We start from the raw sequence: 26,198 nt of genomic DNA on the forward strand, positions 1-26,198 counted from the left end.
AACAATTATTACTCGTTTTTGAATGTCTGAGTCTTAGAATATTTGGCTTCAAAATATCTATCCAGATACAGAGCAAAGAAAATAATTGCACTGCCAATAGCCAGTTTCTCTAAACTGGTTTCTCTGTTCCAAATAACCAAGTTGACCAAAATCCCAGCTGGTACCAGCACATTATTCATGGCTGCCAATGTACCTACTGATACTAAAGTTGCCCCTTTATTCCAAAGGAAATATCCCAGCCCTGATGCAACGAGACCTAAATACAACAGAATCCCCCATTGCAGCTGGTTGGTAGGAAGCTTGGTGCTATCTCCAAATAGCATAAATCCTGCCCCAGTGACGATTAGGGCACCAATAAAGAAAAAGCCAAAGCTACAATGTTGTGATACGGAAGCGTTTTGCAATAGTCGTTTGTAGAGAACTTGGCCAAGCGCAAAGCATAAATTGGCACCTTGTACCAAGCACAAGCCAACCCAGAAATCCTCGTTGATTTGCTCATAGCGAATAGTGATGGCACCGAGGGTTGCGATAAGTGCGACTAACATATGGTGGACTTGAAAACGCTTGTCCATGCAATCGTTAATTAAAGTAATGTAAACGGGTGTCATGACTGTAAAAAGCAGTACTTCGGGCACGCTAAGAAATAAAAAAGAATGGTAGTAAAACCCGTACATTGCACCGATTTGGATGGCTCCAATTAGCATTAGACGTAATGCCGTTTGTAAAGGAACTTGGCTTATCTTAATAAATGGTAAGAAAATAAGTGTAGCGATTAAGACACGACTCATAGCTGCAAACCAAGAGTCGACTTGGCCTGCTAAATAGACCCCAATAAGACTGAATGAAAATGCCCAAAGTGCGGTCACAATTGATAAATGTAGCATAGAGATTGACTGAGTTTTTTAGTCATTTTATGCGTAATAAGAAATGAAATCGATAGAAACTTCTCTGAAGGTACTGTATTTAGAGTGCCCCCTAACTCTATGAATACGTTAATAGTTCGAAAATAACGAAGTAAATGACCGTTATAATATGATTTTAATTTACTACCTAATGGTTACAATGAAGTTGTTTTCACATTTATCCCTTTCATGATTACCCATGATGTGTTAAAGGCCGCCATTCCCAGGCGGCCTTTTTATTTCACTTTCTCACATATTGCTAGAAGCAAATTACGGGGCGTGACTGGCTTTTATCGTAGCTTAAAATCCATATGCTTAGCTTCATTAGTGGCAAGGCTTATAAGTAGTGTAAGTTTTTTAAGTTACAACACCTGCTTGCTATCGAGTACTTTGAATGTGCTCTAGGTTTATATCTCGTCAGTTTAACTTTCATTTTGATTTTAATTTGGCTTCGTTCATCTTGGGCTAAACTTGGTGAGTGCATAGTTCCCAACAATTGTTGTGCATATGTGCACAACCAGCCGTTCACAGTATCTGATTGGGAGAAAAACTATGAATTATATGTTTAAAGTAACTGTGCTTTGGTTTGCAGCGGTAATGGCCGGTTGCGCATCGATGGGCGGAGGAGATACAGCCCAAAAACGTTCCGATATCATAAAGATGAAAAATGAAACACTTTCACAGTTATATTCTGAAAAACCAGATACGCGGGCACAACTGAAATCCGCGGTGGGGTATGCGGTATTTTCCAATGCCAATGTCAATTTACTACTCGTTTCAGCAGGTACAGGGTATGGCGTAGTACATGCAAATAAGACGGGGAATTTTACCTACATGAATATGGCTGAAGGCGGCGTGGGCTTGGGTTTAGGAGTGAAAGACTATCGACTTATTTTAGTGTTCCATACACAAAAAGCGCTAGATACGTTTATTGAACACGGTTGGACATTTGGTGGCAATGCCGATGCTGCTGCGAAGGCGTCAGAAAAGGGCGCGTCAGTGCAAGGGGAGCTTTATTATGGCGATATGTCAGTCTATACCATGACAAAGAGTGGCTTAGCATTGCAGGCTACCATTAAAGGTACGAAGTTTTGGCCAGATAGCGAATTAAATTAATCGCTAAATTTAAGGGAAAGAATATACTTTGTATAAGCGCTTATCGAAATTATTTGTGCACTTAATGAGTTTTTTTAACTTGTTAGGTGCATGAGTATTCGCTATAAACAGAGTTATATATTTAATTATTTTGGGGGCCGTATGTTTAAGGATATTGATGACCTCAGTGATAGTTCAGTTTTAATTGTAGAGGACTCCTCACTCACGCAAAAAGTATTGAGTGCCTGCTTGGATGGGTTGTGTAAAGTTGACTGTGTTTTTTCAGCCGAAGATGCCATTGAACACTGTATAGACAATCCGCCCGACCTTATTTTAATGGATTGGATACTCGAAGGGATGACGGGTTTAGAAGCGTGTAAAAAGATTCAGGCGATGGATGAGCTGAATGATATTCCAATCATTTTTGTCACATCAAACACCAATGAAAATCAGCAGGAGTTGTGCTGGGATGCAGGTGCAGTCGACTTTTTAGGTAAGCCAATCGTTGCTAGAACTTTAGTTAATAGAGTTAGAACGCATCTCAAATACAAGAGACAAACGGATATTCTCAAGCAGTACTCCTTTTTTGATGGTCTGACAGAAGTATTCAATCGACGCTATTTTGATATGGAATGTCAGAGATTATTTAAACAGAACTTACGCCAGCAGCAGAGTCTGTCGGTGATCATGCTAGACATTGATTACTTTAAGTTTTTTAATGACCATTACGGTCATCTGCAAGGCGATGACGCGCTAAAAGCCGTGGCAAAAGTTGCTGTACAAATGGTAAATAGGCCCCTTGATAGTGTATTTCGGTACGGAGGTGAAGAGTTTGCTGTATTGCTGCCAAATACTGATAGGGAAGGTGCTCAGAAGATCGCAAATGCCATTGTAGCAGCCATTAAAGGACTCGAAATTCCGCATAGTAAGTCGCGGTTTGATGTTGTGACTGTCAGTGCAGGTGTTGCGGTGGGTAAATATGGCCATTACGACAATGTGGAAGAGTTGATAAAAACTGCGGACAAAGCACTTTACCAAGCTAAAGATAACGGCAGAAACCAATCATTTTTGTTGGATGAATAACATGAATGTGTGTTCAACTCAGTCGAACACACATCCACCTTGTTAACTTTACATATTGAAGAGCAAAGCTGAGACTGCCAACAAGCCTACCGCGAGTACAAAGTAAGTACTGAGCTTACCTTTGTATTTTTGTAGTGCAGGCACTTTATATATTGCAATAGTTGGCATTACAAATAAGATCAATGCGATCACAGGGCCGGATATTGCCCCCATCATGTCCAAAATACTCGGATTAATGACCGCGCATACCCAAATAGAAACAAACATAAGTACAACACCTAGCTTGTCCGCGGTTTTGAGGCTGATGTTTGTTTGCTTAGTTAATAGGCCATTGAAACTTTCTCTCGCGCCTAAAAAGTGGCCTAAAAATGAAGAGGTGATGGCAATAAATGCGACTAATGGTCCTAATGTTTCAATAAAGGGGTTGTTGTAAACATTTGCCAAATACGACAGTACTGATACGTTTGCTTGTTTTGCTTCTGCCATTTGTTCTGGCGTAAGTGAGAAAATACAAGAGAATACAAATAACAATACAAATGCAATTAGCATTAGCGCTGTATTGCGTAAAATGGCTTCTGATTTGATGATGGCTTCTGACTTATAATGACGGCGCTGCGTGTTCGCAAAACTCGAAATGGCTGCCGCATGGCTAAATGAAAAAACAATAATTGGAACAGATAGCCAAAGGGTTTCGCTTAGCGAGCCTATGTCTGGTGCTGTAACCGCTGGGATTTGCCAATTTGGGATAAGGTAAAGTGACAAAAATAGTAGGACACCGACCAGCGGATATACCAAAATAGCAAATGCGCGTAGCAATAGCTTCTCGCCACCTAACATGATGGCAATCATACCGGCAACCAATACACCTGAAAGTAAAACTCTTGGCAGAGATTCCATTCCCATTTGGTTGACCATAAAGCTGTCTACCGTGTTGGTTAAACCGACACCATAAATAAGCAAAATTGGAAAAATAGAGAAAAAGTAAAGCAGGGAAATTAACCGACCACTTGCTGCGCCGAAGTGCTCCTCAACGACATCAGTAAAATCTGAGTCACTGTTTTTGGAAGAAAGCACAAACCTTGCTAGGCCTCTGTGCGCTAAGTACGTCATTGGAAATGCGAGTACCGCCATAATGAGTAATGGCCAAAATCCACCTATGCCGATGTTGATAGGCAAAAATAATATGCCTGCGCCAACAGCGGTGCCAAAGAGGCTAAGCACCCAATTAGTATCATGCTGGGTCCAGCGGGCGTGGCCTTCTGGCATCATGCTACGGGCATCTCCCGCGTGCGAATTACTCATACTTGTTGTCCTATGTTTTCTTTTTAATCGGGCGGATGATATAGAAATTCACTTAATGATGCATGTTTATTCGGGTTGATTGATTGAAAATTAGTCTTTTAAGGTGGTTTGTGGTTAATGAGTGTTCACAAAGTGCGTTAAAGGTAGTCGAATACGGCTTAGAGTTAAGCCGTATTTAATGACAATTAAATTGGTTAAAATTAAATTAATCGCACTTGTTTTATTAAAATTTCATCTTCTTCGTCTGTTGTTGAAATGTGCTCCGCAATTAGGTGTGTTTGCTCGGCATCTGTAAAAAGTTTGATGATCCCAAAGTTGTTTTCAGTGCTAAAAGCAAGCCGTTCAAACGTCGTTAAAGTGTTGCAGCCGCTCAATGCGCCTTGTGCGCAAGAAATGGCCTTGCTGGCAAATGGCGCAGACTTTCTTGTTACACCACTGGCAGTAAATTGATAAATAGTCCCACTATTTGCACGGCGTTTGAGTTTAAAAGAAGCTGCACAGTGCACGTCGCCGGACAAAAATATCACGGGTACCTTATGTTTTTGCGAGGCATCGAACGCTAAATCAAGTAATGCATTGCGTTCTTGATGATTAGCTTCATGGTCCCACTCGTCTCTAAAATCATCTTTATAGGAGCCTATGTCAGCCATGTTCACAATGGTGCAACTCCAATGCACAACAGGAACAGGAGAAACGATGAATATTGCTTTTGCAGAGCTAGGTATGTTTTCAAACCATTGGGACAAACGAGCAAATTGTTCAGACCCCAATAGATCATAACCTTGAGGGTTTTGATATTGGTGATGTCCCCTTTGGTCCATGACGTAAAAACTGGCAAGACTGTGGTCAAAACTGTAGTCCCATTGACTATCTGCCAAGAGGACATTTGGCAAAGAAGGCGTCGTTGGGTTATGGCTATGCTGGTACTCTTGGTAGACTTGTGCTGCAGCATGAAACATTGCATGTGCGATAAACAAGTTAAACTCACTGTCTTCCCACTCAAAAAGCGTATCTAACTTATTGCTCAACTCCTCTTCCGTAAGTGAGCCCCATCCATCCATAATCTCATGGTCATCCCAAATCATATAAGTAGGGTATGAGCGCAACAACTTTTGAAAGTGTGCAGATTGCCAATATAGTCGATAAATAAATCGATAGAAATAGCTGAGCTCTTTAATTAATCCCGCTTGGTCCTGTGTTTCGAAGTAGGGTTTTAATTGTGCTTTATTAGCGGTTACCCACCGCCATATGTCGAACTCTTTGGTGCTTGAATCGACGTAGACCTGATCTCCGCCTGCGATAATAAAGTCGCCGCCTAGCTCATTTAATCTGTTGAATATATCTTGAAAAATATCATCAGGCCCATGTCCTTTTTTATAGGGATCATGGCAACTAAAAAAGCCAAAAGCGAGGGATTGAGCGTTTGGGGTTTGTGTCTTAAACGACGCGGGTATTTCGTAGCCGCTGCGCCAATGTCGTCGAGCCGGGACTGACTGATCTGCTAATAGTGCGACCCAATATCGAGTTGCGCTTTGCAAACCTTGAAACTCGACACAATGAGTGCGATCTGTTGTGTCATCTAAAGCAATTGGTCGAACTTGACCAAGACCATCTGTTTCGAATTCGTTTTGCAAAGTGGTATAAGTATCAGCCGCGTCGATATTAATGTCTATTGGCTGAATTGGCATGCTGCTCAATACTACGTAATGTTTGCCACAGTGCTTACTTCTCACCCATATCTTTGCTGTGGAACGTGTTACATGGCCAATGATTATTGCATCATTTAAGCAGTTAACAAGTTTCTCTGAGTCGAAAGCATGGCGCAATTGTATACTCATTATAAGCCAGTCCTTGATAGTAAAATTTAACTATTTGTAACGTTAGTAAGCGAAAGTGGAATTTGCAAATAAGTGCATTTTTTCATCTTATGTAAGTGTTGAGTTGCTGAATGACAAAGAGGCTGTTTAATGCGGTTATGTGTTATTATAATTTAAATCATAGGGGATGATTTTCTTCATAAAATGAGTTTGTTAAGGGGTTATTTCTTAAATATAAAAAGCGTTACTGATAATATCGAAGCAGGATTCATAAGAGTTTGAGCCAGTGCATTAAGGTACTGACTTTTTAGACTAGTAGTAGGGGCCTATGCTTTATTATCTTTTTGTACTCACATTATTGTGGTTCTGCTTTACGCTATTTAAAAAAACCTCATCATTTTTTGATTGATTTTATTTAATTGAACGAATGGGTTAATGCAAAAGCGTTGACCTTCTCATTACTAGTAACGTCACCAACTTCTTCTTACTAACACCATACTTGTCAGTCTAAGATCGCACGGTATTTCGCTTGCTTATTTTATTTGTATACAATATATTTTGTTCGGTTAGGTGAGCCTTCACCACTTTGTTCATCACTAATTTACGAAAGGTGAAACCGTTGAACGTTAATTATCAAGCAAGAAAGAGCAAATTACTGCAATCGTTGCAGCAACATCAAGCAGACATGATGATCATATCTAGCCGTCAAAATATCCGCTACCTCACAGGGTTCAGTGGAAATGCGGCAACTTTGCTGATTAGTGAACACCAGTCCTATTTAATAACAGACTACCGCTATTTTGAACGTGCATGTGCAGAAACGAGTGACATTGCAGTGGTTCAAAGAGATAGAGACACGGAGTCACTCGGACAGTGTATCGCGCGCTGTTTGCCTAATTGTGAAGTTGTTGTTTTTGAAGCTGCTCATTTTAGCGTTGACCAATGGCGTCTAATTTCAGGTGAGTTACCTTATTCGAATTTACGCGGAGTGACTGGGTGCGTAGAAGCATTACGTGAAGTGAAAGATGAGCTAGAAATCTCCTACATTCAACAAGCAGCACAAATTGCGGATGAATCACTGAGTGAGATGTTGACGCTTGCAAAAGAGGGTGTACAAGAACGCGAATTAGCACTAGAGCTTGAATATAAAATGCGTAGCAAAGGCTCTGAAGGTGTTTCATTCGACACTATTTTATTGTTCGGCGAACGCAGTGCATTACCCCATGGTAACCCCAGTGAGCGGCGATTAAAAAAAGGCGACTTTATATTGGTAGACTTCGGTGCCGTCGTAAATGGTTATCGCTCTGATATGACGCGTACCTATGTGCTCGGCACACCAACAGCCAAGCAATTGTCCGTGTTTAACACGGTTCAGCGAGCGCAGCAATGCGCATTAGAAAGTGTGAAGCCAGAAATAGACTGCGACAGCTTAAATAGGGTTGCCCATCAAGTTATGGCGAACAGCCCATTTGCACAATTCGCCGGTGAAGGCTTAGGTCACGGTTTGGGGCTTGACCTACATGAACAACCGTTTATCAAACCCAGAGCCGAGCATATTTTAAAGCCTGGAAATGTCATCACAATCGAGCCAGGTATTTACATACCTGAATTTGGTGGCGTCCGTCTGGAGGAAGATATTGTCGTGACGGAGCAGGGCTACCAGTGCCTCACGAAAGCTCCTCAAACATTCGAATTATAAGGGTTATCTCTATGCAGCAAATCAATCGGGCGCAAGTAAAGCAAGCGCTTAGTTTCGACAAGTTAATACCTGCTTTGCAACAAGGCTTTGCGAGTGACGCGGGCATGCCAATGCGGCAAGTTTTTGAGCTAGACGACAATCCTACTAACTACGATGCTTTTGCCGTTTTACCAGCTTGGAATGGCGAAGTGATAGGGGTAAAAGCATTTACTTATTTTCCAGACAACTTTAAGCAAGACAAAGCAAGCCTTTACTCAAAAATCATGCTGTTCTCAAGAGCAACCGGAGAACCATTAGCACTGGTTGATGGTACGGAAGTCACGCTATGGCGCACCGCGGCGGTGTCTGCACTGGCTGCGTCTTATTTGGCGAAGCAAGATGCAAAGCAGCTCGTGTTTTTTGGTTCTGGTAACTTAGCGCCATTTATGATCCGTGCTCACTTGAGCGTACGAAGATATGAGAAAGTTACTATTGTTGCCAGAAATAAAGATAAGGCACAGACCTTAATTTCTTTAATGGCGTCGCAGTTTCCACAAGTTGAGTTTGCTCTTGGCAGTGCAAGCGAAGATGTAGTTCGAGCTGCCGATGTAATTAGTTGTGCAACGGGGAGTCACTCCCCCTTATTTGACGGTAACTGGATCTCTGAAGGCACGCACATTGATGTGATTGGCAATCACCATAAGCAATACAGAGAATGCGATACACGTACCGTAACACGAAGTTCAGTGTATGTGGACAGCCGAGCAAATGTGTTAAATGAAGCTGGTGAGTTGCTAATCCCAATCGCAGAAAATGTATTTAGTGCAGATCAAGTTAAAGCAGAATTGACTGAGCTGACCAAAAGTAACATCAACCAGCGTGAGTCTCAGAGTGAGATCACTTTATTTAAATCAGTAGGGACGGCACTGAGTGATTTAGTGACTGCAAAACTCGTTTATGACTTGGTTCAAGAATAAAGCAAAATGCCAATTGTGCAAAGTGCTAGAAGTCAGCGTCGTTCATGACAAGCGACTATGTAATACGCTAGTCTGCCATCAAGCGCACTTACTGATCACATACCAGTATGGCGATGCAGTGTGCAGTAATAAAGTACTTTATGATGACTCATTTTTTGAAAAGTCTAGAGCTACTGAACAGTTGCACGTTCTTGCAGATGATAAAATGATATGGCACTTGTAATACCCGTTATCGAAGGCGAATAGCCACCAGACCTTTGATTGAGTCACTTTGTAACTTGTTACTCAGTGACTCATTAAATCCTTATTTTTAACTAGGTTATCCCGTTACATTTGTAGCCAATGTCAAAAACACCATAACAAACTTAACACTTTCAAACATTCCCTGACTGAAACGCACACCGAGTTCGCCTATTATTTTCCCAACAAACAAATTGGGGAAAAACATGAAACAACTTATCGCTGCATCGCTTCTAGCCGTATTAGTAACCGGATGTGCACACCACAACAATGTACGGCCTGCTGAAGACGGTAAACATTATGTCAACTTGACAGCTGAAACCAGAGAGAAAGCAGCTGAAGAAGCCATTGATCAAGCCAATCACTTCTGTGAAGAAAAAGGCAGTGTTCGTGCCTATGTGATCAATGAGCAGTTGACTTACATGGGCTCCATGCCGGAGGAAGAATATTTGCGTAACAGAAACTTGGCAAATGCGGTTGAAGTTGCTGGTGCTGGGATGGCGATATTTGGTCGCAATGCGGTAGATGATGTGGGCACTGCTATGTGGATTGGTGGAGGTATCGCAGAAGATTCAATGGGTGAACCGTATCAAATCAATATGTCTTTTAGCTGCAAGTAAAAATAATTTTTAAATGAGGCGCATAGCGTACAAGAAAAATACGCTATGCGTTTTAGTTTTTATAGCTTTATTTGCTGTTTTAGCAAAATGGGCTCACCATCGACGTCAAGTGTTGCTGTGACCTCTAAAATACCATGCGCTAATTGAGTTACATTCGGTAATTTAGGTTGCCATGTACGACTCTCATACGGTGCGATTTCGACTTTATCTTGCCACAATACCGGTGTGCTTATTGGTGTTGCGTAGGGTAAAAACTTAACATCTAATTGGCCTGTTGTGGCTCCTGAGTACGGCCCTGAGAGCGCAATTTCAAGCTGCTGTTTCTGCAGAGCTGCGTTTAAGTAAACGCCGTCAAAACGGTGCGGTTTAATATCTATTGCGCCTTGCTGGTCAGTACCTTGCCATTGCAATTGATAAGTATACTGCGTCGCTTTTTTTGACAGCTCGATACGGTTCTGTCCAGGTACAATCGTTTGACTTTCGCTAATGCCGCTGTGAGTCAATGTCAGTTTTGCCGCATGTTTGCTCGGATTTACAACTTGCAAAAATGGGGTCTGGGCGTCGTATCTTGGGAAAATAGTTATGCCGCTAAGTGTGGTTGCATCTGGCGCATCAAGTTGTGTTTGCCAAGTATTTAATAGTGAGGAAAGCTGGGTTGAGAGTGTCTCATGTTGGCTTGGCACTGTTAATTTATCGAATGCCGTACTAAGTTGCGATCGACAACCTTGCAACTGAGAAACATAAGATTCACAGGTATTGAAAGCGCGAAGGGCAAGCGCTGCATCTTGATATTGCCATGGGTTTGGAGAAGCAGACGAAAGTCTTTTTACTTTCTTCGAGTGTCCGAATATATAGGGGGTTATGGTGTGGTTCATCGCGTTACCCAACACAGATAACTTTTGTAAGTCTACATTGGCGCTAATTTGCTCTGGCAAGGCAAATTCAACGTGATGACTATGATCTTTGGTATTGAGTGTTGCGCTAAGTGTGTGGCCCTGTTGTCTTAAATTTACGGCGAGTTGATGATGTAACGCTATGTCTTCTGTAATCTCTGTCGGGAGCGAGATAAATTGTTTTGGCAAGTTATAACCGACAAATTGTAAGGAGAGTTTGTTGCCATTTTCAATCAATATAGCCAGCATTTTATCTTGGCTAAAATCTGCATCTTCAATTAAACCTAAGCGCTTTTGTTTGCTATCTGTCGATAGCTCTGTGATCAACCCCAGTCCTAATTTACCTCGGGTTCTTTGCTCTGGCTCAAAATCAATGAGTGCACCTAGGCTATCTTGTTTTACAGGCGCAATCAAAGGGTGCGCAAGCGGAGCCGGAAAGTCGAGCGTGATTTGTTTACTGTTATTGTTCGCAAGGATATCTAAACGGTGTAAAACGTCACTTTTATCGCTACGTAAAAAATAGCCAGCACCGTTTTGCTCCCAAGGACCTTTTACGATGTAAAAGCTAGGTTGTGCTGATTGAATAAATTGAGCAAATTGTGTTTCGAGTGCCTGCCAGTCAGGAAAGGTTGCTTTAAGCAGTTTATTTGCTGTCGGTAATGTGTGCTCCGAATCAGGGTTAGCATCCATGAGCGTGCGTAAGTAACGTTTGAAGTAATGGTAACGAGTTGGGTCACTAAGCAAGAAATGTACGATAAAAAAGTTTAATCCCCTTTTTAATCTCGGGTCATCATTAATTTGTTCAAAGCTGGGTTGATTGGCGTTGTGGTACTGCTCTAGGCCTAATGCGAGATAGTTCATCGGGGCTCTATCAAACACCATAACATTCAATTGCTTTAGTGTTGGATCGTATGTGTGACTTGCGATGGCATCAGCCATACCTTCAGTGATCCAGTTTGGTGCCCAGGTTGAGTGCCCGTTTAGAGCCATATGGAAAGCATGCATGGTTTCGTGAATTACGATATACCTTTGATGGTGCTGACGATGGCTAGGAAAGCTGTATCCGGCGCGATTATAAAACATAGTTTCACCGCCGGCATGTGTGTGCACGCCGCGTAAAAAACCATCATCCAACATGGCTTCGCGTACACGATCACGAGAGCTGCCATACACCACAGCAATGCGTTGGTTATCAATATTGCTGGGCTCCATACCAAATAGCTCAACGTAGTGAGGGTATGACATTTCCAACAGCTCTAGGTACAAATAGACTTTTTCTTCCGGTAAATCACTTTTTAGCGCAAAGTGCTTACTAACCCACCAATTATAGCCTCGGCTATTGGATATTTTCCCATCGCTATAGGTTCGAGGGATTTGCTTTCCAACAAATTGAATATCAATGTGGTTAAGTGTACTTACTCGACCAGATACATCGATATCGACTTGCATCTGCGCTGGTGATTTGATACTCGATTCAGATTTGGTTGCGGATGTCATAGCACATCCAGATAGGAGCGAAGCAAAACATAAACTTAGACAGGCTTTATACATAACGGGATCTCATTCTATTTTATGTATATTGTATACAATAATTTTTATGTAAATCCAAGGTATTTTCTTAACCAGAGAGATTGATGTGGTTAAGAAAAGGAAGGTGGAAATTATTTTAAATAGGTTTAAACCATTTTGGAGACGGCCGCGTCTTAATCAAAAAATAGAGCGATAAAGGATGAATAAATGAAAGCTTATATATTTGCTGCAATGGCGCTGGGCGCTACGAATGTTTCGGCACACCAATTTTATTCTAGTGACTTTGAGTTTGTAAAAAGTGAAACGCTATCGTTATCGACCAAAGAGATCACGCAACTAAAAATAGATGCAGGCGCAGGTAGCCTTTCAGTGGTTGGCACTGATACTGATGAAGTCTCTGTGAAAGCAGATATTTACCAGTCTGAAAAGAGCTCAGATTATTGTTTAAACTTGCAGGAAAAGGGCGGTACTGCGCAGCTGCAAGCCAATGTGTGTCATACTAGGAACAACTACACACTGATTCATTTGACTGTCTCTTTGCCAAATACATTAATGACTAAAATTAAAGATGGCTCTGGTTCAATTAAGGCGCGAGATGCGAGTATTCGTTTCATTGATGATGGCTCTGGTTCGATTGAAGTTCATGACAATTTAACACCGTTAGAAATTGAAGATGGCTCAGGGAAAATTGAACTAGTCGGTATCAAAGGAACGCTTACCGTAGATGATGGCTCTGGAAAATTGCGTGCAGAAGACATTGAAGGTGATGTGATGGTTGAGGACGGCTCCGGTAATATCGTCATTGAAAATGTGACAGGAAAAGTGTCTGTGGACGATGGCAGTGGTAATGTCACTGTGACAAACGCGGGTGCATTTGAATTACTTAATGACGGCTCAGGTAACGTTAAACTGTATGATATAAAAGAGCAATAAATAGACTTGGCCAGCGGGTAAAAGACCCGCTGGCCACACCGCATTTTTATTTATCGATTCCGAATGGGTCATCAATACTATGGCTCGGCTCAGTAAACCACTTTGGACCGTGCTCAGTCATATAGAAATGATCCTCAAGTCGAATACCGAATTCATCAGGAATGACCAACATAGGCTCATTTGAAAAGCACATCCCAGGGGCAAGAGGTTGAGGGTTATCCTTGACCAAATAGGGTAATTCATGGATATCTAATCCAATACCGTGGCCCGTTCTATGCGGGCAACCAGGTAGTTGATAATCCGGTCCAAGGTTTTGCGATGCCAAATAGCTTCTGGCCGCATAGTCAACATCACCACATGTTGCACCTATCTGAGCGGCCTCGAAAGCGCGCGCTTGTGCGGTTTTTTCATGTTGCCACATCGTTTTTTGACGTTCCGTTGCTTCGCCATACACATAAGTTCGCGTGATGTCACTCAAGTAGCCGTGCAGTTTACACCCTGTATCAATTAAAACCACATCCCCTTGTTTTAGCGTTTGAGGATCTTTAACACCGTGCGGGAAGGATGACGCTTTACCAAATAACACAATGCAAAAGTAATTGCCCGTTGCACCGACTTTCTGGTGCGCCAGTTCAATAAACTCTTCTACCTCTGTAGTGGAGATACCCTCATGTAGGATAGATGCTGCGGCTTTGTGCACTTCAAGCGTCATATCCATTGCACGCTGAATTAATGCGATTTCACTGTCTGATTTGTGCATCCTACAGTGGGCTGTTACATGGTGGCCGTTAATGATGTTCAACTCAGAGTTGGCGTTTGCAATGCCATCAACGGTGAAAAACGCAGTGCTTTCGTCTATTGCCAATGTTGCCGTCTGGGCAATCCCCATAGCTTTTAGCGCTTCTCCTACGAGTAAGTAGGGAGACTCTTCTTCTTGCCAAGCATGGATTTCGCCTTTGATGATTTGATACTCATTGATAGTGCCAAGCTCGAAAAAAGGCGCAATAAACCTAACTTGACCGTGTGCAGGCAAAATAGCACCGACCAAGCGTTCACTTGCAGACCATGAGAGTCCTGTAAAATACTTTAAATTGGTTCCGGCATTAAGATACAGGGCATCGATGTTGTGCGCTCTCATGTACGACTGGGCTCTTTCCATTCTCGCTGTGAATTCTTCTGCGGCGATGGGCGCGGTGCCAGCGGTCATATTATTGAGGCTATCTAATGCTGCCTGCTTTGTTTGAAAACCTATACCTTTCATAAATAATCCTAAATGTTTTGCTCAGTGTTACTGAAAACGCGTAATACTGTAGGGGCTAATATCAAATGCACTTGGCTGCTTTGCAACCAAATTTGCGACGAGTTCACTGTTGATAGCGGCCTGTGTCAATCCAAGGTGCTGATGGCCGAATGAAAATATAATGTTCGGGTGATTTGGTGCTTCGCAAATAACCGGGAGTGAGTCTGGCAGGGATGGCCTTGGCCCCATCCAATGTTCCCCTTGTTGAACGTCGTCAAAATCTTTCAACATATTCTTGGCATGTGCTAATAAGTATGCTGCTCTGTCATACATTGGTGGGGCTTCGAGTCCAGCAAACTCTACGGTACCTGCCAATCTGAGGCCCGAGTTCATAGGGGTCATAATAAACTGTCGTTCTGCAGAGGCTACGGGCCTCGATAGGGCATGGGTGGAAAGCATATTGTGGTAACCGCGTTCAGCTTCAATAGGCACTCGATATCCCAGTTGCTTACATAGGCGTTTACTCCAAGCACCTGTACAAACAATTATTTTGTCAAATTCGCTGTGCTCTGTTTGCTGTGTGGCCACCTTCCATGTGCTGTTGGCCTGACAGATATCTGTTACTTGCTGTTGTACAAACTGCCCCCCTAAAGAAACAAATTTGTTGTAAACACAAAGACTGAGTTGAAATGGATCGCTGGTGTGTCCAACTTCCGTAAACAGTAACGCATACTTAATACGAATACTGAGTTGCGGTTCAAGCGCTTGCACTTCATCCTGGTTAAGCAGTTTTACTTTGATCCCTTCTTTTAGAAACTTGTTTTGTAGTGCGCGGATCTCAGTGAGGTTGCCATGTTCAAAAGTTAACAGGCTGCCACTGAGGGTGACGTGCTCTTCAAAATTATCTCCCAGCAACCTTGCGTATGCGTTTATTGCATCTTTATTGAGAAGTTTAAGTGCTTGCGTGTGTCGTTGGTATTTGCTGTTCAACATGTTTTGACAAAACTTAGCAAACCAAGGTATTGCCTTGATTAAATAGCGCCAGTCTATCCGCAGTGGGCTCATGCTATCTAGCAACATTTTTGGCAGTTTGGGTAGAAGTGATTTATCAGCGAGCGGGAATACCTGTTCTGTTGCAAAATGCCCCGCATTGCCTTTTGAACATTGCTCACCAACACCGTGCTTGTCAAATAAGATGACTTGGTACCCTTGTTGCTGTAATTGAAGGGCATTACAGAGGCCTACAATACCTGCACCTATTACTGCAATTTTATTGCTTTTTTCCATTGTATCTCTCTTTTTTCAGATTGCATCAACCCCAATTACAAGGTTTGTCAAAAAAATAAAAATAAATAACTTCAATAAAAACATATGCATAATCTGTTTTTTGATGATTTAAGACGATGTTTTTGCAAATCATCAAAAAAAGCATATTGATTATTGTATACAATATACCTATGATGAAAAGCAAGAATTATCACAGAGGAATAATCATGAAGGTAAATTGGCAGGGTGTTTACCCAGCAGTAACAACACAGTTCAACGACGACGAAAGCATTAATTTTGAAACTACAAAAACGATGATCAACTCACTCGTTGAGGAAGGTGTTCATGGCATTATCGTGTTAGGTACAGTCGGTGAAAATTGTTCACTGCGTGCCGAAGAAAAAAGACAGGTACTAGAAGCTGCAAAAGAAGTAGTTGCTGGTCGTGTACCTGTGTTGTCAGGTGTTGCTGAAACAACAACTGCACTGGCTGTTGAATTTGTAAAAGATGCACAAGCTATTGGTATTGATGGGTTTATGGTATTGCCTGGCATGGTGTATCGCTCAACAGAGAGAGAAGCTATTCACCACTATCAGCAAGTAGCGCGCGCTACATCTCTACCTATTATGATTTACAACAACCCAATTACATATGGCGTTGATGTTTCAATCGAAGGTATGGGTGTACTTGCACAAGAAGACAACATTGTTTCTGTGAAAGAAGCGACAGAAGATACACGTCGTATCAGTGAACTATTTTCTGCATTCGGCGACCGCTTTGTCGTATTTGGTGGTGTAGATGATATCGCGCTAGAAAGCTTAATGTTGGGTGCAACGGGTTGGATTTCTGGCCTGACAAATGTATTCCCACGCGAATCAGTGGCTATTTATAAGCTTGCTCAGCAAGGGCGTTACGAAGAAGCACGCGAATTATGGCGTTGGTTCTTACCATTATTACGTTTAGACACGGTTCCAACTTTGGTGCAATGCATCAAATATGCGGAGCAGCTGGCGGGTCGTGGAAGTGAAAAAACGCGCTCACCTCGTTTAGCTTTGACTGAAGATGAAAAGAGTTATGTAAGTCGCTTGTATGATGAAGCGCTTAACAACCGTATTGATTTAAGTAAGTACAACCTCGACTAAGGATAAGACGCGATGAACAGGGGCACTTTCTTTTGTATAGATGGCCACACATGTGGCAACCCTGTGCGCTTAGTCACCAGCGGCCACCCTCATCTTGAGGGGGCCACAATGAGTGAAAAGCGACAGCATTTTTTAAAAGACTATGATTGGATCCGTCAAGCATTGATGTTTGAGCCGCGAGGCCATGACATGATGTCGGGATCTTTTTTGTACCCACCTTGTACTGAAGATGGCGATATCAGTATTTTGTTTATTGAAACTTCAGGCTGTTTGCCAATGTGTGGGCACGGTACGATTGGTACAGTAACCTTCGCGTTAGAGCGGGGCTTATTGCAGCCAAAGCAACCAGGGCTCGCCAAACTCGATACGCCTGCTGGGCGTGTTAACGCGCACTATGAAATGCTTAATGGCAAAGTAAATTGGGTAAAGCTTTTTAATGTACCAGCGTTTTTAGCCTACGAAAAGCAAGTCATTAATGTGCCTGAACTGGGCGAGTTCACCGTGGACATCGCCTACGGCGGCAATTTTTACATCATTGTAGAACCTCAAGCTTTATTTAACGGCACACAAAATACCACGGCTGATCAATTGGTGGCTATGAGTCGCAAATTACGTGAAGCGGTGAATAAGCAAATTGAATGCGTACACCCCGAAGACTCGACTGTGCGCGGGGCAACGCATGTTCTATGGACAGGCGATCCAAAGAACTCAGACTCTAGTGCCGCAAACGCGGTGTTTTACGGAGATAAAGCAATTGACCGCTCGCCTTGCGGAACCGGCACCAGTGCTCGAATGGCACAACTCTTTACCCAAGGCCGATTGCAGCAAGGGGAAGACTTTGTTCATGAAAGTTATATTGGCAGTCAGTTTATCGGGCGTGTTGAAGGTGTCACGGAAGTTGCGGGCAAAGTCGCCATTTTACCCAGCGTCCAAGGTTGGGCAAGACGCACTGGCGCAAACTGTATTACCGTGGACGATGACGATCCATATGCATACGGCTTTCAAGTGATCTAAATAGATTAACGACATCGGTATCATCGTTTATAGGAGACGAAGATGGCAATCACAGGATTAAGTTATATTGCTGGGCAGTGGCTTGGCAACCAAGAAGGCAAAACGTTTCAAAGTTTTTGCCCAGGCACAAATGAGCAGTTACCAACTACATTTTATGATGCGACCGAGGCACAGCTTGAGCAAGCTGCAGAAGCGGCTCAAGCAGCATTTAAACCTTATCGTAACTTGAGTAACCAACAACGTGCTGAATTTTTAAATGCAATTGCACAAGAGATAATGAACCTCGGTGATATTCTTATCGAAACCACAATGCAAGAAACCAATTTGCCACGTCAACGACTCGAAGGCGAGCGCATGCGCACCGTTTCTCAGTTGCGTGCTTTTGCTAATGCACTTGAACAGGATCTCGCCCCTCTCAATTTAAACTATGTGGACGAAGCCGATGCAAACCGAGCGCCGCTGCCTAAACCACGCACTGAGTTAAACTATATTCCAGTCGGGGTAGTTGCCGTATTTGGTGCATCTAATTTCCCATATGCATTTTCGACGTTAGGTGGTGACACAGCAGCCGCACTCGCTGCGGGTTGCCCGGTGATTGTCAAAACACACAACGCGCATCCAGCAACCAGCGAGTTAATGACAAAGGCAATGGACAGCGCAATTAAGCAGTGTGATATGCCAAGCGGTGTCTTCTCAATGTTGCAAGGCAAAGCATATAGTATCTCTCACCAGCTAGTGGCTCATCCAGTAATTAAAGCGGTTGGTTTTACCGGGTCTTTTAATGTCGCAAATGCACTAATAGAGACGATAAATAAGCGCGAAGAGGCCATTCCATTTTACGGTGAACTTGGCAGTGTCAATCCTCAAGTCATTTTCAAAGACAAGGCGTCGCAAGACGGAGCTACGTTAGCCCAGCAATTGGTAGCGTCTATGCTGATGGGCAACGGTCAGTTTTGTACCAGCCCCGGTGTTTGGTTCGTGCCATCTGGACAAAAAGAGTTTGAGAGCGCTGCTATCGAAGCGATTAAAGCCGCAAATTCTGACACTCTGTTAACGCCTGGCATTCTGAAGTCATTTATTTCTGCCATTGCTGGATTTGAAAGTAATGCCGGTGTCACAAAGCTTGGTAAAGGCCAGTTAGAAAAGCCGTACCATGCGGATGCACATTTATTTGCATGTGATGTGGAGACTTTCCTAGCAGATAAGCACCTGCAAGAAGAGGTGTTTGGGCCTTGCGCTCTAATTGTGAGATATAACAGTGAAGAGTCGCTTATTCAGGCGATAGACTCTCTCGCAGGCCAATTAACTGCAAGTGTACATGGCACAGAGCAAGAGCTTTCGCAAAACGCAGCGCTTATCTCTGATTTACACTACAAAGTTGGCCGTATTACGATTGGGCAAATGCCGACTGGTGTTGAAATATGCGCATCGATGAATCATGGTGGGCCATTCCCATCGTCAACTGATGTCAGGTCAACATCCGTTGGATTGCAAGCCATGACCCGTTTTTTAAGACCTTTGTGTATTCAAAGCTAATCTTAAAAATGAAAGAGAGCAAATCATTTCAAGCCTGTGTTTGGTGCGAAATAGTATGTTGCGTGTTTTTATTTGTCAGTGGAGTAAAGCCTGTTCACTTGCAGTGAAGAGGCTTTTTTACATTATTCAGGTTTGAAAGTTGTCTTGCCTGACGTGCATTTTTTATTTTGCTACGTATAATGTAAGCCACTGTAAACTTTTGATTAACCATATGGCGATCGTACATAAAACTAGAACTCAACTTGTAGCCGAAGCAATTCGAGACAAAATCCTAAGTGGCGAAATCAAAGCTGGTGAGCCTCTGCGCCAAGCAGCACTTGCAGATGAACTCAATGTGAGTCGAATTCCTGTCCGTGAGGCATTGCTACAACTGGAAGCTGAAGGTCTGGTTAATTTTGAAGCACATAAAGGTGCGACCGTAACCCGATTGAGCGCTGAACAAATCGACGAAATTTTCGATTTACGGGCTTTACTAGAAGCTGAGCTATTGCGCCATTCCATTGAAAAGTTAAGTAATCGAGATTTATTAGAAGCAGAAGCGATCTTGGCCGATCTTGAAGAAGCAATGAATGCCGGCGACGCACAATTGGCGACAGGTAAACTCAATGCGGAATTTCACGATAAGCTGTATAGCCGCGCAGAACGACCACAAACTAAAGAGCTGGTTGCTGTTTATAGTAAAAACTCTGAAAGGTATGTACGTATGCATATCTTGCTGGCAGGCGGTATTGTGACTGCACCAGAAGAACATAGAACGCTGCTTCAATTATGTCGTGATAAGGACACTGAAGGTGCCTGTGTGTACTTACAAAAGCATATTAAAGGGGCCAAAGAAGATATTAAAGCGCTATTACTGAGGCTGGAAGAAGAAGCTTAGTAATCAGGCAAGCCATTTTGCTCGGCGAAAAGAGTGAAATGGCTTTTATCCTATTGTTTAAAAGTAATGGGTTAATTCATTACTGCCAGACACCCACACTCATTTCGGATGTAAAGCCAGGCCCAAAAGCGGCCAATAAACTTGTTTCTCCTGATTGCGCATTGTCGAATGTCCGCCGCAGTACGTCAATTACAGCCACACTTGAAGTATTTCCCGTTTCTGCTAGACATGCTCTTGAGTGCCTAACTTTGTCAGGCGCCAGTTCTAGGCACCTTTCTAATTCATCTAAAATACGTTTGCCGCCGGTATGAAATATGGTGTTATCGACGTTGTTCGCATTAATTTGCAGTTTGTCCTGACAAAATGACTGAAGGAAGGGCGCTACATGAGGAATAGAATGCATAACATCTTTATCTAAAGAAAACTTAAAGCCCTTATCTGTTAGTTGATATTCGATATAAGGCATGGTGTCTTCAATCGTTACGCTTTGATTGTGAGTTAGCTTCAGTCCCCATGTTTGATTGTCACCGCGCATGACAACGGCCGCAGCACCATCGGCGAACAAAGAATTGCTAATGAAGTCTTGAAGTCGCCCGGCTTCTTTGTGAAAACACAGAGACGATGTTTCAACACACACAATCAACACATTTCTGTCAGGGCGGTGCTCACAGAACTCAAATGCTCGACCAATCGCTGACGCGCCAGCAACACAGCCAAGTTGTGCAATGGGAATCTGTTTTGTGTCTGGTCGCAATGACAGGCGGTTAATCAAATGTGCTGTAAGAGAGGGCATCATAAACCCAGTACAGGAAGTGGCAATGATCATGTCAATGTCATCTACATCTAACCCCGCATTATGGATCGCTTCACGGGCAACTTTTTCTGCCATTTCTATGGCCGCGTCTTGATATATTTGAGCACGCTCCCCGAAATCTCCTTGTTTAACAACATCTGTGAGTGGCATGATCAAGTGTCGCTTTTTTACTTGAGAGTTTTGGATCATTTCAAATGCGCGTTTTTTATAGGGGCTGTCTGGATGGCAAACTTCAATGACAGTCATGATGTCGTCAGCGTTTACTTCATAGTTAGGATAATAAGTTGCTGGTTTGCTTAAAGTTGTCATGATTTATTTCTCCTTAATTAAATGACAATAAGCAAGACCATGATTGAGTTTCTTTTATTTCACAATTTATCAAATATTTTTTAACTATATTAATTTTTTGATTAAGGTTATGATAATTAAACGTTTATAAATATATTTATTTTTTTGAAGGGAGTCAGTATTTGTAAAATCATTAAACTCATCTTACTGTTGTTAAAAAGTTTATATTGAGAGTGGTTTTATCAACATTCATCGCTTTGGGTAACATGGCTTTACACTCAAAAACGCTTCTTTACCTACCTTTTCCTATCTTTTCAATTTGTCTATCCTTATGATTTTTAATGTCTTTTATATTTTTCAGGGCGATTTTGATGACATTTTAAACGCACTTTTTAAAACTTGGTTTTTTATTGCGCTTTAGTTAATTTTTCATTCATTTTTCCGGCCCTAATGTCTTGGGCAAGCGCCATGGCAAGTAAAAACAACACCAATTTAGGAAAGTATCTATGAGAAAAACTGCGTTAAGTATCGCAATTGCAGTGTCTACCACGGCCACCGCAGCGCCCGTCTTTGCACAAGACTCGGCCGCGAAAATTGAAAAGATTGAGGTGACAGGATCTCGTATTAAGCGCGCTGATATGGAAACAGCGAGCCCAGTCACCTTCATAGGTGCAGACGCTATCCAAGCCAGTGGTGCAGTGACAATCGATGATGTTTTACAGGATATCACAGCTGCCGCGGGGGCTATGACCAACCCCGGTGTAAACAATGGTTCAGGCGGCAACGCCAGCATCAATTTACGCGGCTTAGGGGCTCAGCGCACGCTAGTTTTGGTCAACGGTAGGCGAATGATCAATTCGGGCACGGGCGCTGCGTCGACGGTGGATTTAAATACGATTCCAGTTGCGATGATTAAGCATATAGAAGTACTCAAAGATGGTGCGTCTGCGGTATATGGCACCGATGCTGTCGCTGGGGTCGTCAACATTATTTTAAAAGATGATTTTGAGGGTGCTGAACTAAACGCGCAAACCGGTGTGTCCGGCGAAGGCGATGCTGAACAACACAACATAGACCTAACTGTGGGAACTAGCTTCGACCGAGGTAATATGGTGTTTGGCATTCAGTACATGGAAAGGGGATCTGCAAGCCAAGCAGATAGAGATTTTTCTAAGTGCCCAATCACCGAAATTGATGATGGCAGTGCTCTGACTTGTGGCGGCTCGACTATCACGCCTAATGGTCATTTATACTTAGAAAACGGAAAAGAGTTGCAAGGGGATAAAGACGGTAATTACGCAGAGTATAACCCTGCAACAGATCCCTATAACTATGCAGCTGAAAGTTACTTGTACACGCCAATGCAGCGATTGAATATCACGGGTAACCTGAATTACGAACTAAACGATAGCACGACACTATTTACGGAGGCGATGTATTCGAAACGTTGGTCTGAACAACAAATGGCAGCGCAGCCAGTGTGGTTTGATTTTACCTACACCGAAGCCATGGGTGATGACTTGCTGGAGCATGGTGCTGAATATGGAGACTCGATTCACTATCGCCGTCGTATGACGGACACTGGGACCCGAGATTTTGCGCAGGTCGTCGACACGGTGAGAACAGTTGTTGGCGTTGAGGGCCTGTTATCAAACGATTGGAGTTGGGATGTTGCGGTTAACTTTGGCCGTAATGATTCGATAGACAAGCTTTCAAATTTGCACAACATTGGCAGCCTCACAGAAGACATAGAGCTTGGCAATTTCAACCCGCTAGATCAGAGTTCTTGGTCGGCGAATAACATGACTGATTACATCTATACCGAACAAAATACCGGTGGCAGTCAGATGCTAAACCTAAGTGCTTCTCTTGCGGGAGAAATACTTGAACTCCCTGCGGGTTATCTTGGTTTTGCGACGGGTATTGAAAAGCGTACCGAAAAAGCTTGGTATACGCCTGACTCATTGACTTCACAAGGGCTGGCGAACGACCCGAAAGTTGAACCTACTAGCGGTTCGTATGATGTCAATGAAGCCTTTGTAGAATTTGCGATTCCTGTATTGGCAGATGTCCCTTTTGCGCAAAATTTAGACTTGAGTGCAGCAGTACGCGCATTCGACTATTCTAGCTTTGGCAGCGATTCTACGTGGAAATTGGGTTTTACGTGGAAACTTAATGACCAACTTATGTTTAGAGGGGTGAAATCAACGGCATTTAGAGCACCAACTGTTGATGAGTTATATGGTGGTAAGTCGCCGTCATTTGAACAGATCTCTCACCCATTGTTAGATAGTCAAGCGGAAGTCATTGTCGGTGGTAATGCGAATTTGACGCCTGAAGAAGCGGATACGCTGACTTTCGGATTGGTCTATGAGCCCAGCTTTATTGAAGGTCTTTCATTGACGGTTGATTACTACGATATTGCGATTACCAACGCGATCAGCGAAGTGAACAATCAGTATATCGTTGATAGTTGTGTTGACAGTTCGGGCAACTTAATCAATCAAGGCTCGGCGGTATGCCAGTCGGCAAATATCCAAATTGCGAATGGCAAAGCAACATTCAACAATCAATTGCAAAATATTGGTGATGAAACAACACAAGGTTATGACATTAATATTGCTTACAACTTCGAAGCGATGGGGCTTAATTGGCAAGCAGGCCTAGATACGTCGATTCTGAATGAGCGAACAGTCACAATGGCAGGTGAAACTATCGACTACACAGGGCTAATAACGTCTGGTTTGGGTAGTTATGCAGATATCAAGTCAAGTCTCAACCTAGCTGTGAAATCGGATGCTTGGAGCGCAAACTACAAAGTGAGATATTTGTCGTCTATGGATAGCTTTGCATGCATAGATAACCCAAGTAGCTGCTATGCACCAAGTGTCCCAAGCATTGTATACCATGATATATCAGGTAGTTACTTTGTTAACGACAGCATGAAATTAACGGCCGGCATCAACAACTTATTTGATAAGCAGCCACCTTACTATACAGGGAATAATGACTCTAATACTGACCCATACACATATGACACGCTGGGGCGCTATGTTTATGCGGGTATGAATATTAAGTTTTAAAATTGAAACAATACGTTCAATAAACACGCACTTTAATTGTTCACAATCTCTTTAGAGAAACCCAAAGGGCACACATTATTATGTGGCCCTTTTTTACTTTATGTTGTGCTAAAACAAAAATTTTTATATTCGTAGCTGATAAGTTAGGCAGTTATGTTAGTCGCTGCTAGCTTTATAGGTGGAAGCGAAGTACAACAAGGTGGATCATTTGTGAAAGCAGCCAAATTACCCGTTGATGAAAGTGAAAGACTTAAGTCATTACGTGAATATGAAGTACTGGACACTGAGGCCGAGCATTGTTTCGATGAAATTACGGAGTTGGCGTCACAACTTTGTGGAACGCCCATTGCTTTGGTCAGCCTGATTGATAGTCATAGACAGTGGTTTAAATCTAAAGTTGGGCTAGATGCTTCTGAGACACCCAGAGAGTTCGCACTTTGTGCACACGCTATTTTACAAGACGAAGTGTTCGAAGTGTGTGATGCGTCGGCAGACGTTAGATTTTTTGATAACCCCCTAGTAACTGGAGGGCCAAAAATCCGTTACTATGCGGGCGCACCTTTACGGTCATTTTCAGGCCAAGCCATTGGTACTTTGTGCGTTATCAACCCTAAGCCAATGCAATTAAACGCACAGCAGCGAAATGCGTTGACTATCTTAGGCAGACAAGTTGTTGCCCAGTTAGAACTTAGAAAAAGAATTAAAGAAATCTCCGAGGCGAATCAGGCCAAAGATGAGTTTTTATCCAATATTAGTCATGAACTTAGAACGCCGCTCAATGCAATTTGCGGATTTAGTGAACTGTTACAATCATCAGAGCAAACAAGCCTAAGTGCGGCACAAACCACCTATGTAAAAAATATCGACTTTGGATCTCAGCAATTGTTGAGTATCGTCAATTCGGTATTAGATCTTGAGAAAATTGATGCGGGAAAGATGGAACTTCAGCCTGAGCCGACAGAGATATCAGGCTTGATCAATAATGTTTTGGAGATGATGGTAGTCGATGCTAAAAAAGCACAGATAAAATTGACGTCATCGATTTCCACTGAGTTAAGTGACGCTGTCTATAACTTTGATAAAACCAAGTTGACCCAAGTCTTGACCAATATATTGAGTAACGCAATTAAGCACACTCAGGCAAACCTCACGGTGAAGTTAGTTGCCAAAAAAGTGAATGACAAACTTTTGATAGAAGTGATAGACCAAGGAGCTGGTATTAGTGAAGAGGATCAACGAGTACTGTTCGACAAGTACCGCCAAGTGGGGGCGGTAAGAAAAGAGGGAACCGGTCTTGGGCTGTGTATATGTAAGGGTCTGGTTACATTAATGGGCGGACATATTCATTTAAGTAGTGAACTTGCAATAGGAACGACGGTGCGTATTACTTTGCCTATAGTCAATGCACAGGCAAAAATGCAAACTAAAAATACTGGCGCACATGTACATTGTCATCAGTACGTTTGTGTAGTTGAAGATAATCCGTTGAATCAAGTATTGATGCAGACGATTTTAAAACAATTAAAATGCCGATTTGAGATTTTTGACTGTGCAGAGAGTATGTTGAGCAGTCCGCACTTAAGTGAATATGATATTTTTTTAATGGACATAAATTTGCCTGGTATGTCGGGCATAGAAGCGCAGCAACACCTAAAAACCAAGTGCCCATCTAAGCCCGTATTTGCAGTCACTGCCGATATTTTTCGAGAGCGGGAGCTGAGAATCGCATTTGACGGAGTGATCGCTAAACCCTATCGCAAAGTACAAATTTCAGAGGTACTGAAAAATAAAGCACAGATGTAGAGTAATAAATCGCAGGGTGAATCGCCTGCTTTTTAATTTTCCGTCTATATTGTGATTAGGCTACT

20 protein-coding genes are annotated in these 26,198 nt (G+C 42.7%); 13 read left to right on the forward strand and 7 right to left on the reverse strand.

Annotated features, from left to right (window positions below):
• Positions 1-8 precede the first annotated feature (8 nt).
• Positions 9-884: a carboxylate/amino acid/amine transporter gene (locus N480_RS24620; protein ID WP_063375079.1), complete on the reverse strand. Its 876-nt coding sequence runs from the start codon at positions 882-884 to the stop codon at positions 9-11.
• 570 nt (positions 885-1,454) lie between these two features.
• Between N480_RS24620 and N480_RS24625 the strand changes: the two genes are divergently transcribed.
• Positions 1,455-2,018 (forward strand): YSC84-related protein, encoded by a 564-nt coding sequence (locus N480_RS24625; protein ID WP_063375080.1) that lies wholly within the window; start codon positions 1,455-1,457, stop codon positions 2,016-2,018.
• 141 nt (positions 2,019-2,159) lie between these two features.
• Positions 2,160-3,080: a diguanylate cyclase domain-containing protein gene (locus tag N480_RS24630; RefSeq protein ID WP_063375139.1), complete on the forward strand. Its 921-nt coding sequence runs from the start codon at positions 2,160-2,162 to the stop codon at positions 3,078-3,080.
• Positions 3,081-3,128: 48 nt separating this feature from the next.
• Here the strand turns inward: N480_RS24630 and N480_RS24635 are convergent, their stop codons facing one another.
• Both N480_RS24635 and N480_RS24640 read right to left on the reverse strand, forming a co-directional pair.
• Entirely contained in the window at positions 3,129-4,382 is a 1,254-nt protein-coding gene (locus N480_RS24635; protein WP_063375081.1) for an aromatic amino acid transport family protein, read from the reverse strand.
• 200 nt (positions 4,383-4,582) lie between these two features.
• Positions 4,583-6,220: an alkaline phosphatase D family protein gene (locus N480_RS24640; RefSeq protein WP_063375082.1), complete on the reverse strand. Its 1,638-nt coding sequence runs from the start codon at positions 6,218-6,220 to the stop codon at positions 4,583-4,585.
• A gap of 598 nt (positions 6,221-6,818) precedes the next feature.
• On the opposite strand from N480_RS24640, the gene N480_RS24645 reads away from it, so the two are divergent.
• The 4 genes from N480_RS24645 to N480_RS24660 all read left to right on the forward strand — a co-directional run bounded on the left by N480_RS24645 (position 6,819) and on the right by N480_RS24660 (position 9,714).
• Positions 6,819-7,898, forward strand: a complete 1,080-nt coding sequence (locus N480_RS24645) for a M24 family metallopeptidase (RefSeq protein ID WP_063375083.1) — start codon at positions 6,819-6,821, stop codon at positions 7,896-7,898.
• Between the two features lie 11 nt (positions 7,899-7,909).
• On the forward strand, positions 7,910-8,854 hold the full coding sequence (locus N480_RS24650) for an ornithine cyclodeaminase family protein (protein WP_063375084.1): 945 nt from the start codon (positions 7,910-7,912) through the stop codon (positions 8,852-8,854).
• Positions 8,835-9,077, forward strand: a complete 243-nt coding sequence (locus tag N480_RS24655; protein ID WP_063375085.1) for a hypothetical protein — start codon at positions 8,835-8,837, stop codon at positions 9,075-9,077. Before N480_RS24650 ends, N480_RS24655 begins: the two co-directional genes overlap by 20 nt.
• 223 nt (positions 9,078-9,300) lie before the next feature.
• The gene (locus N480_RS24660; protein ID WP_063375086.1) at positions 9,301-9,714 is read left to right on the forward strand and encodes a hypothetical protein; all 414 of its coding nucleotides are present in this window, start codon (positions 9,301-9,303) and stop codon (positions 9,712-9,714) included.
• A gap of 59 nt (positions 9,715-9,773) precedes the next feature.
• On the opposite strand, the gene N480_RS24665 is transcribed toward N480_RS24660, so the two are convergent.
• Positions 9,774-12,104 (reverse strand): hypothetical protein, encoded by a 2,331-nt coding sequence (locus N480_RS24665; RefSeq protein WP_231102318.1) that lies wholly within the window; start codon positions 12,102-12,104, stop codon positions 9,774-9,776.
• 240 nt (positions 12,105-12,344) lie between these two features.
• Between N480_RS24665 and N480_RS24670 the strand changes: the two genes are divergently transcribed.
• Positions 12,345-13,070 (forward strand): hypothetical protein, encoded by a 726-nt coding sequence (locus N480_RS24670; protein ID WP_063375087.1) that lies wholly within the window; start codon positions 12,345-12,347, stop codon positions 13,068-13,070.
• A gap of 46 nt (positions 13,071-13,116) precedes the next feature.
• Here N480_RS24670 and N480_RS24675 read toward each other — a convergent pair whose 3' ends face one another.
• Together N480_RS24675 and N480_RS24680 are read right to left on the reverse strand one after the other, a co-directional pair.
• Positions 13,117-14,331, reverse strand: a complete 1,215-nt coding sequence (locus tag N480_RS24675) for a M24 family metallopeptidase (protein ID WP_063375088.1) — start codon at positions 14,329-14,331, stop codon at positions 13,117-13,119.
• 27 nt (positions 14,332-14,358) lie between these two features.
• Positions 14,359-15,597, reverse strand: coding sequence for an NAD(P)/FAD-dependent oxidoreductase (locus N480_RS24680; protein ID WP_063375089.1), 1,239 nt, complete (start codon positions 15,595-15,597; stop codon positions 14,359-14,361).
• A 206-nt stretch (positions 15,598-15,803) separates the two neighbouring features.
• On the opposite strand from N480_RS24680, the gene dapA reads away from it, so the two are divergent.
• The 4 genes from dapA (at position 15,804) to N480_RS24700 (ending at position 20,145) form a co-directional block, all read left to right on the forward strand.
• The gene (gene dapA, locus N480_RS24685; RefSeq protein WP_063375090.1) at positions 15,804-16,718 is read left to right on the forward strand and encodes a 4-hydroxy-tetrahydrodipicolinate synthase; all 915 of its coding nucleotides are present in this window, start codon (positions 15,804-15,806) and stop codon (positions 16,716-16,718) included.
• A 12-nt stretch (positions 16,719-16,730) separates the two neighbouring features.
• A complete protein-coding gene (locus N480_RS24690; RefSeq protein WP_063375091.1) occupies positions 16,731-17,732 on the forward strand; it encodes a 4-hydroxyproline epimerase in 1,002 nt (333 codons plus the stop codon).
• Between the two features lie 42 nt (positions 17,733-17,774).
• Positions 17,775-19,268, forward strand: coding sequence for an aldehyde dehydrogenase (NADP(+)) (locus tag N480_RS24695; RefSeq protein WP_063375092.1), 1,494 nt, complete (start codon positions 17,775-17,777; stop codon positions 19,266-19,268).
• Between the two features lie 211 nt (positions 19,269-19,479).
• Positions 19,480-20,145: a GntR family transcriptional regulator gene (locus N480_RS24700; protein WP_063375093.1), complete on the forward strand. Its 666-nt coding sequence runs from the start codon at positions 19,480-19,482 to the stop codon at positions 20,143-20,145.
• Positions 20,146-20,224: 79 nt separating this feature from the next.
• Here the strand turns inward: N480_RS24700 and N480_RS24705 are convergent, their stop codons facing one another.
• On the reverse strand, positions 20,225-21,268 hold the full coding sequence (locus N480_RS24705; RefSeq protein WP_063375094.1) for a type III polyketide synthase: 1,044 nt from the start codon (positions 21,266-21,268) through the stop codon (positions 20,225-20,227).
• Positions 21,269-21,753: 485 nt separating this feature from the next.
• Here N480_RS24705 and N480_RS24710 point away from each other — a divergent pair, with 485 nt between their 5' ends.
• Together N480_RS24710 and N480_RS24715 are read left to right on the forward strand one after the other, a co-directional pair.
• Positions 21,754-24,330: a TonB-dependent receptor gene (locus N480_RS24710; RefSeq protein ID WP_063375095.1), complete on the forward strand. Its 2,577-nt coding sequence runs from the start codon at positions 21,754-21,756 to the stop codon at positions 24,328-24,330.
• 210 nt (positions 24,331-24,540) lie between these two features.
• The gene (locus N480_RS24715; protein WP_063375140.1) at positions 24,541-26,133 is read left to right on the forward strand and encodes a GAF domain-containing hybrid sensor histidine kinase/response regulator; all 1,593 of its coding nucleotides are present in this window, start codon (positions 24,541-24,543) and stop codon (positions 26,131-26,133) included.
• Positions 26,134-26,198: the final 65 nt, after the last annotated feature.

Source organism: Pseudoalteromonas luteoviolacea S2607, from assembly GCF_001625575.1.
GTDB classification, from domain to species: Bacteria; Pseudomonadota; Gammaproteobacteria; order Enterobacterales; family Alteromonadaceae; genus Pseudoalteromonas; species Pseudoalteromonas luteoviolacea_E.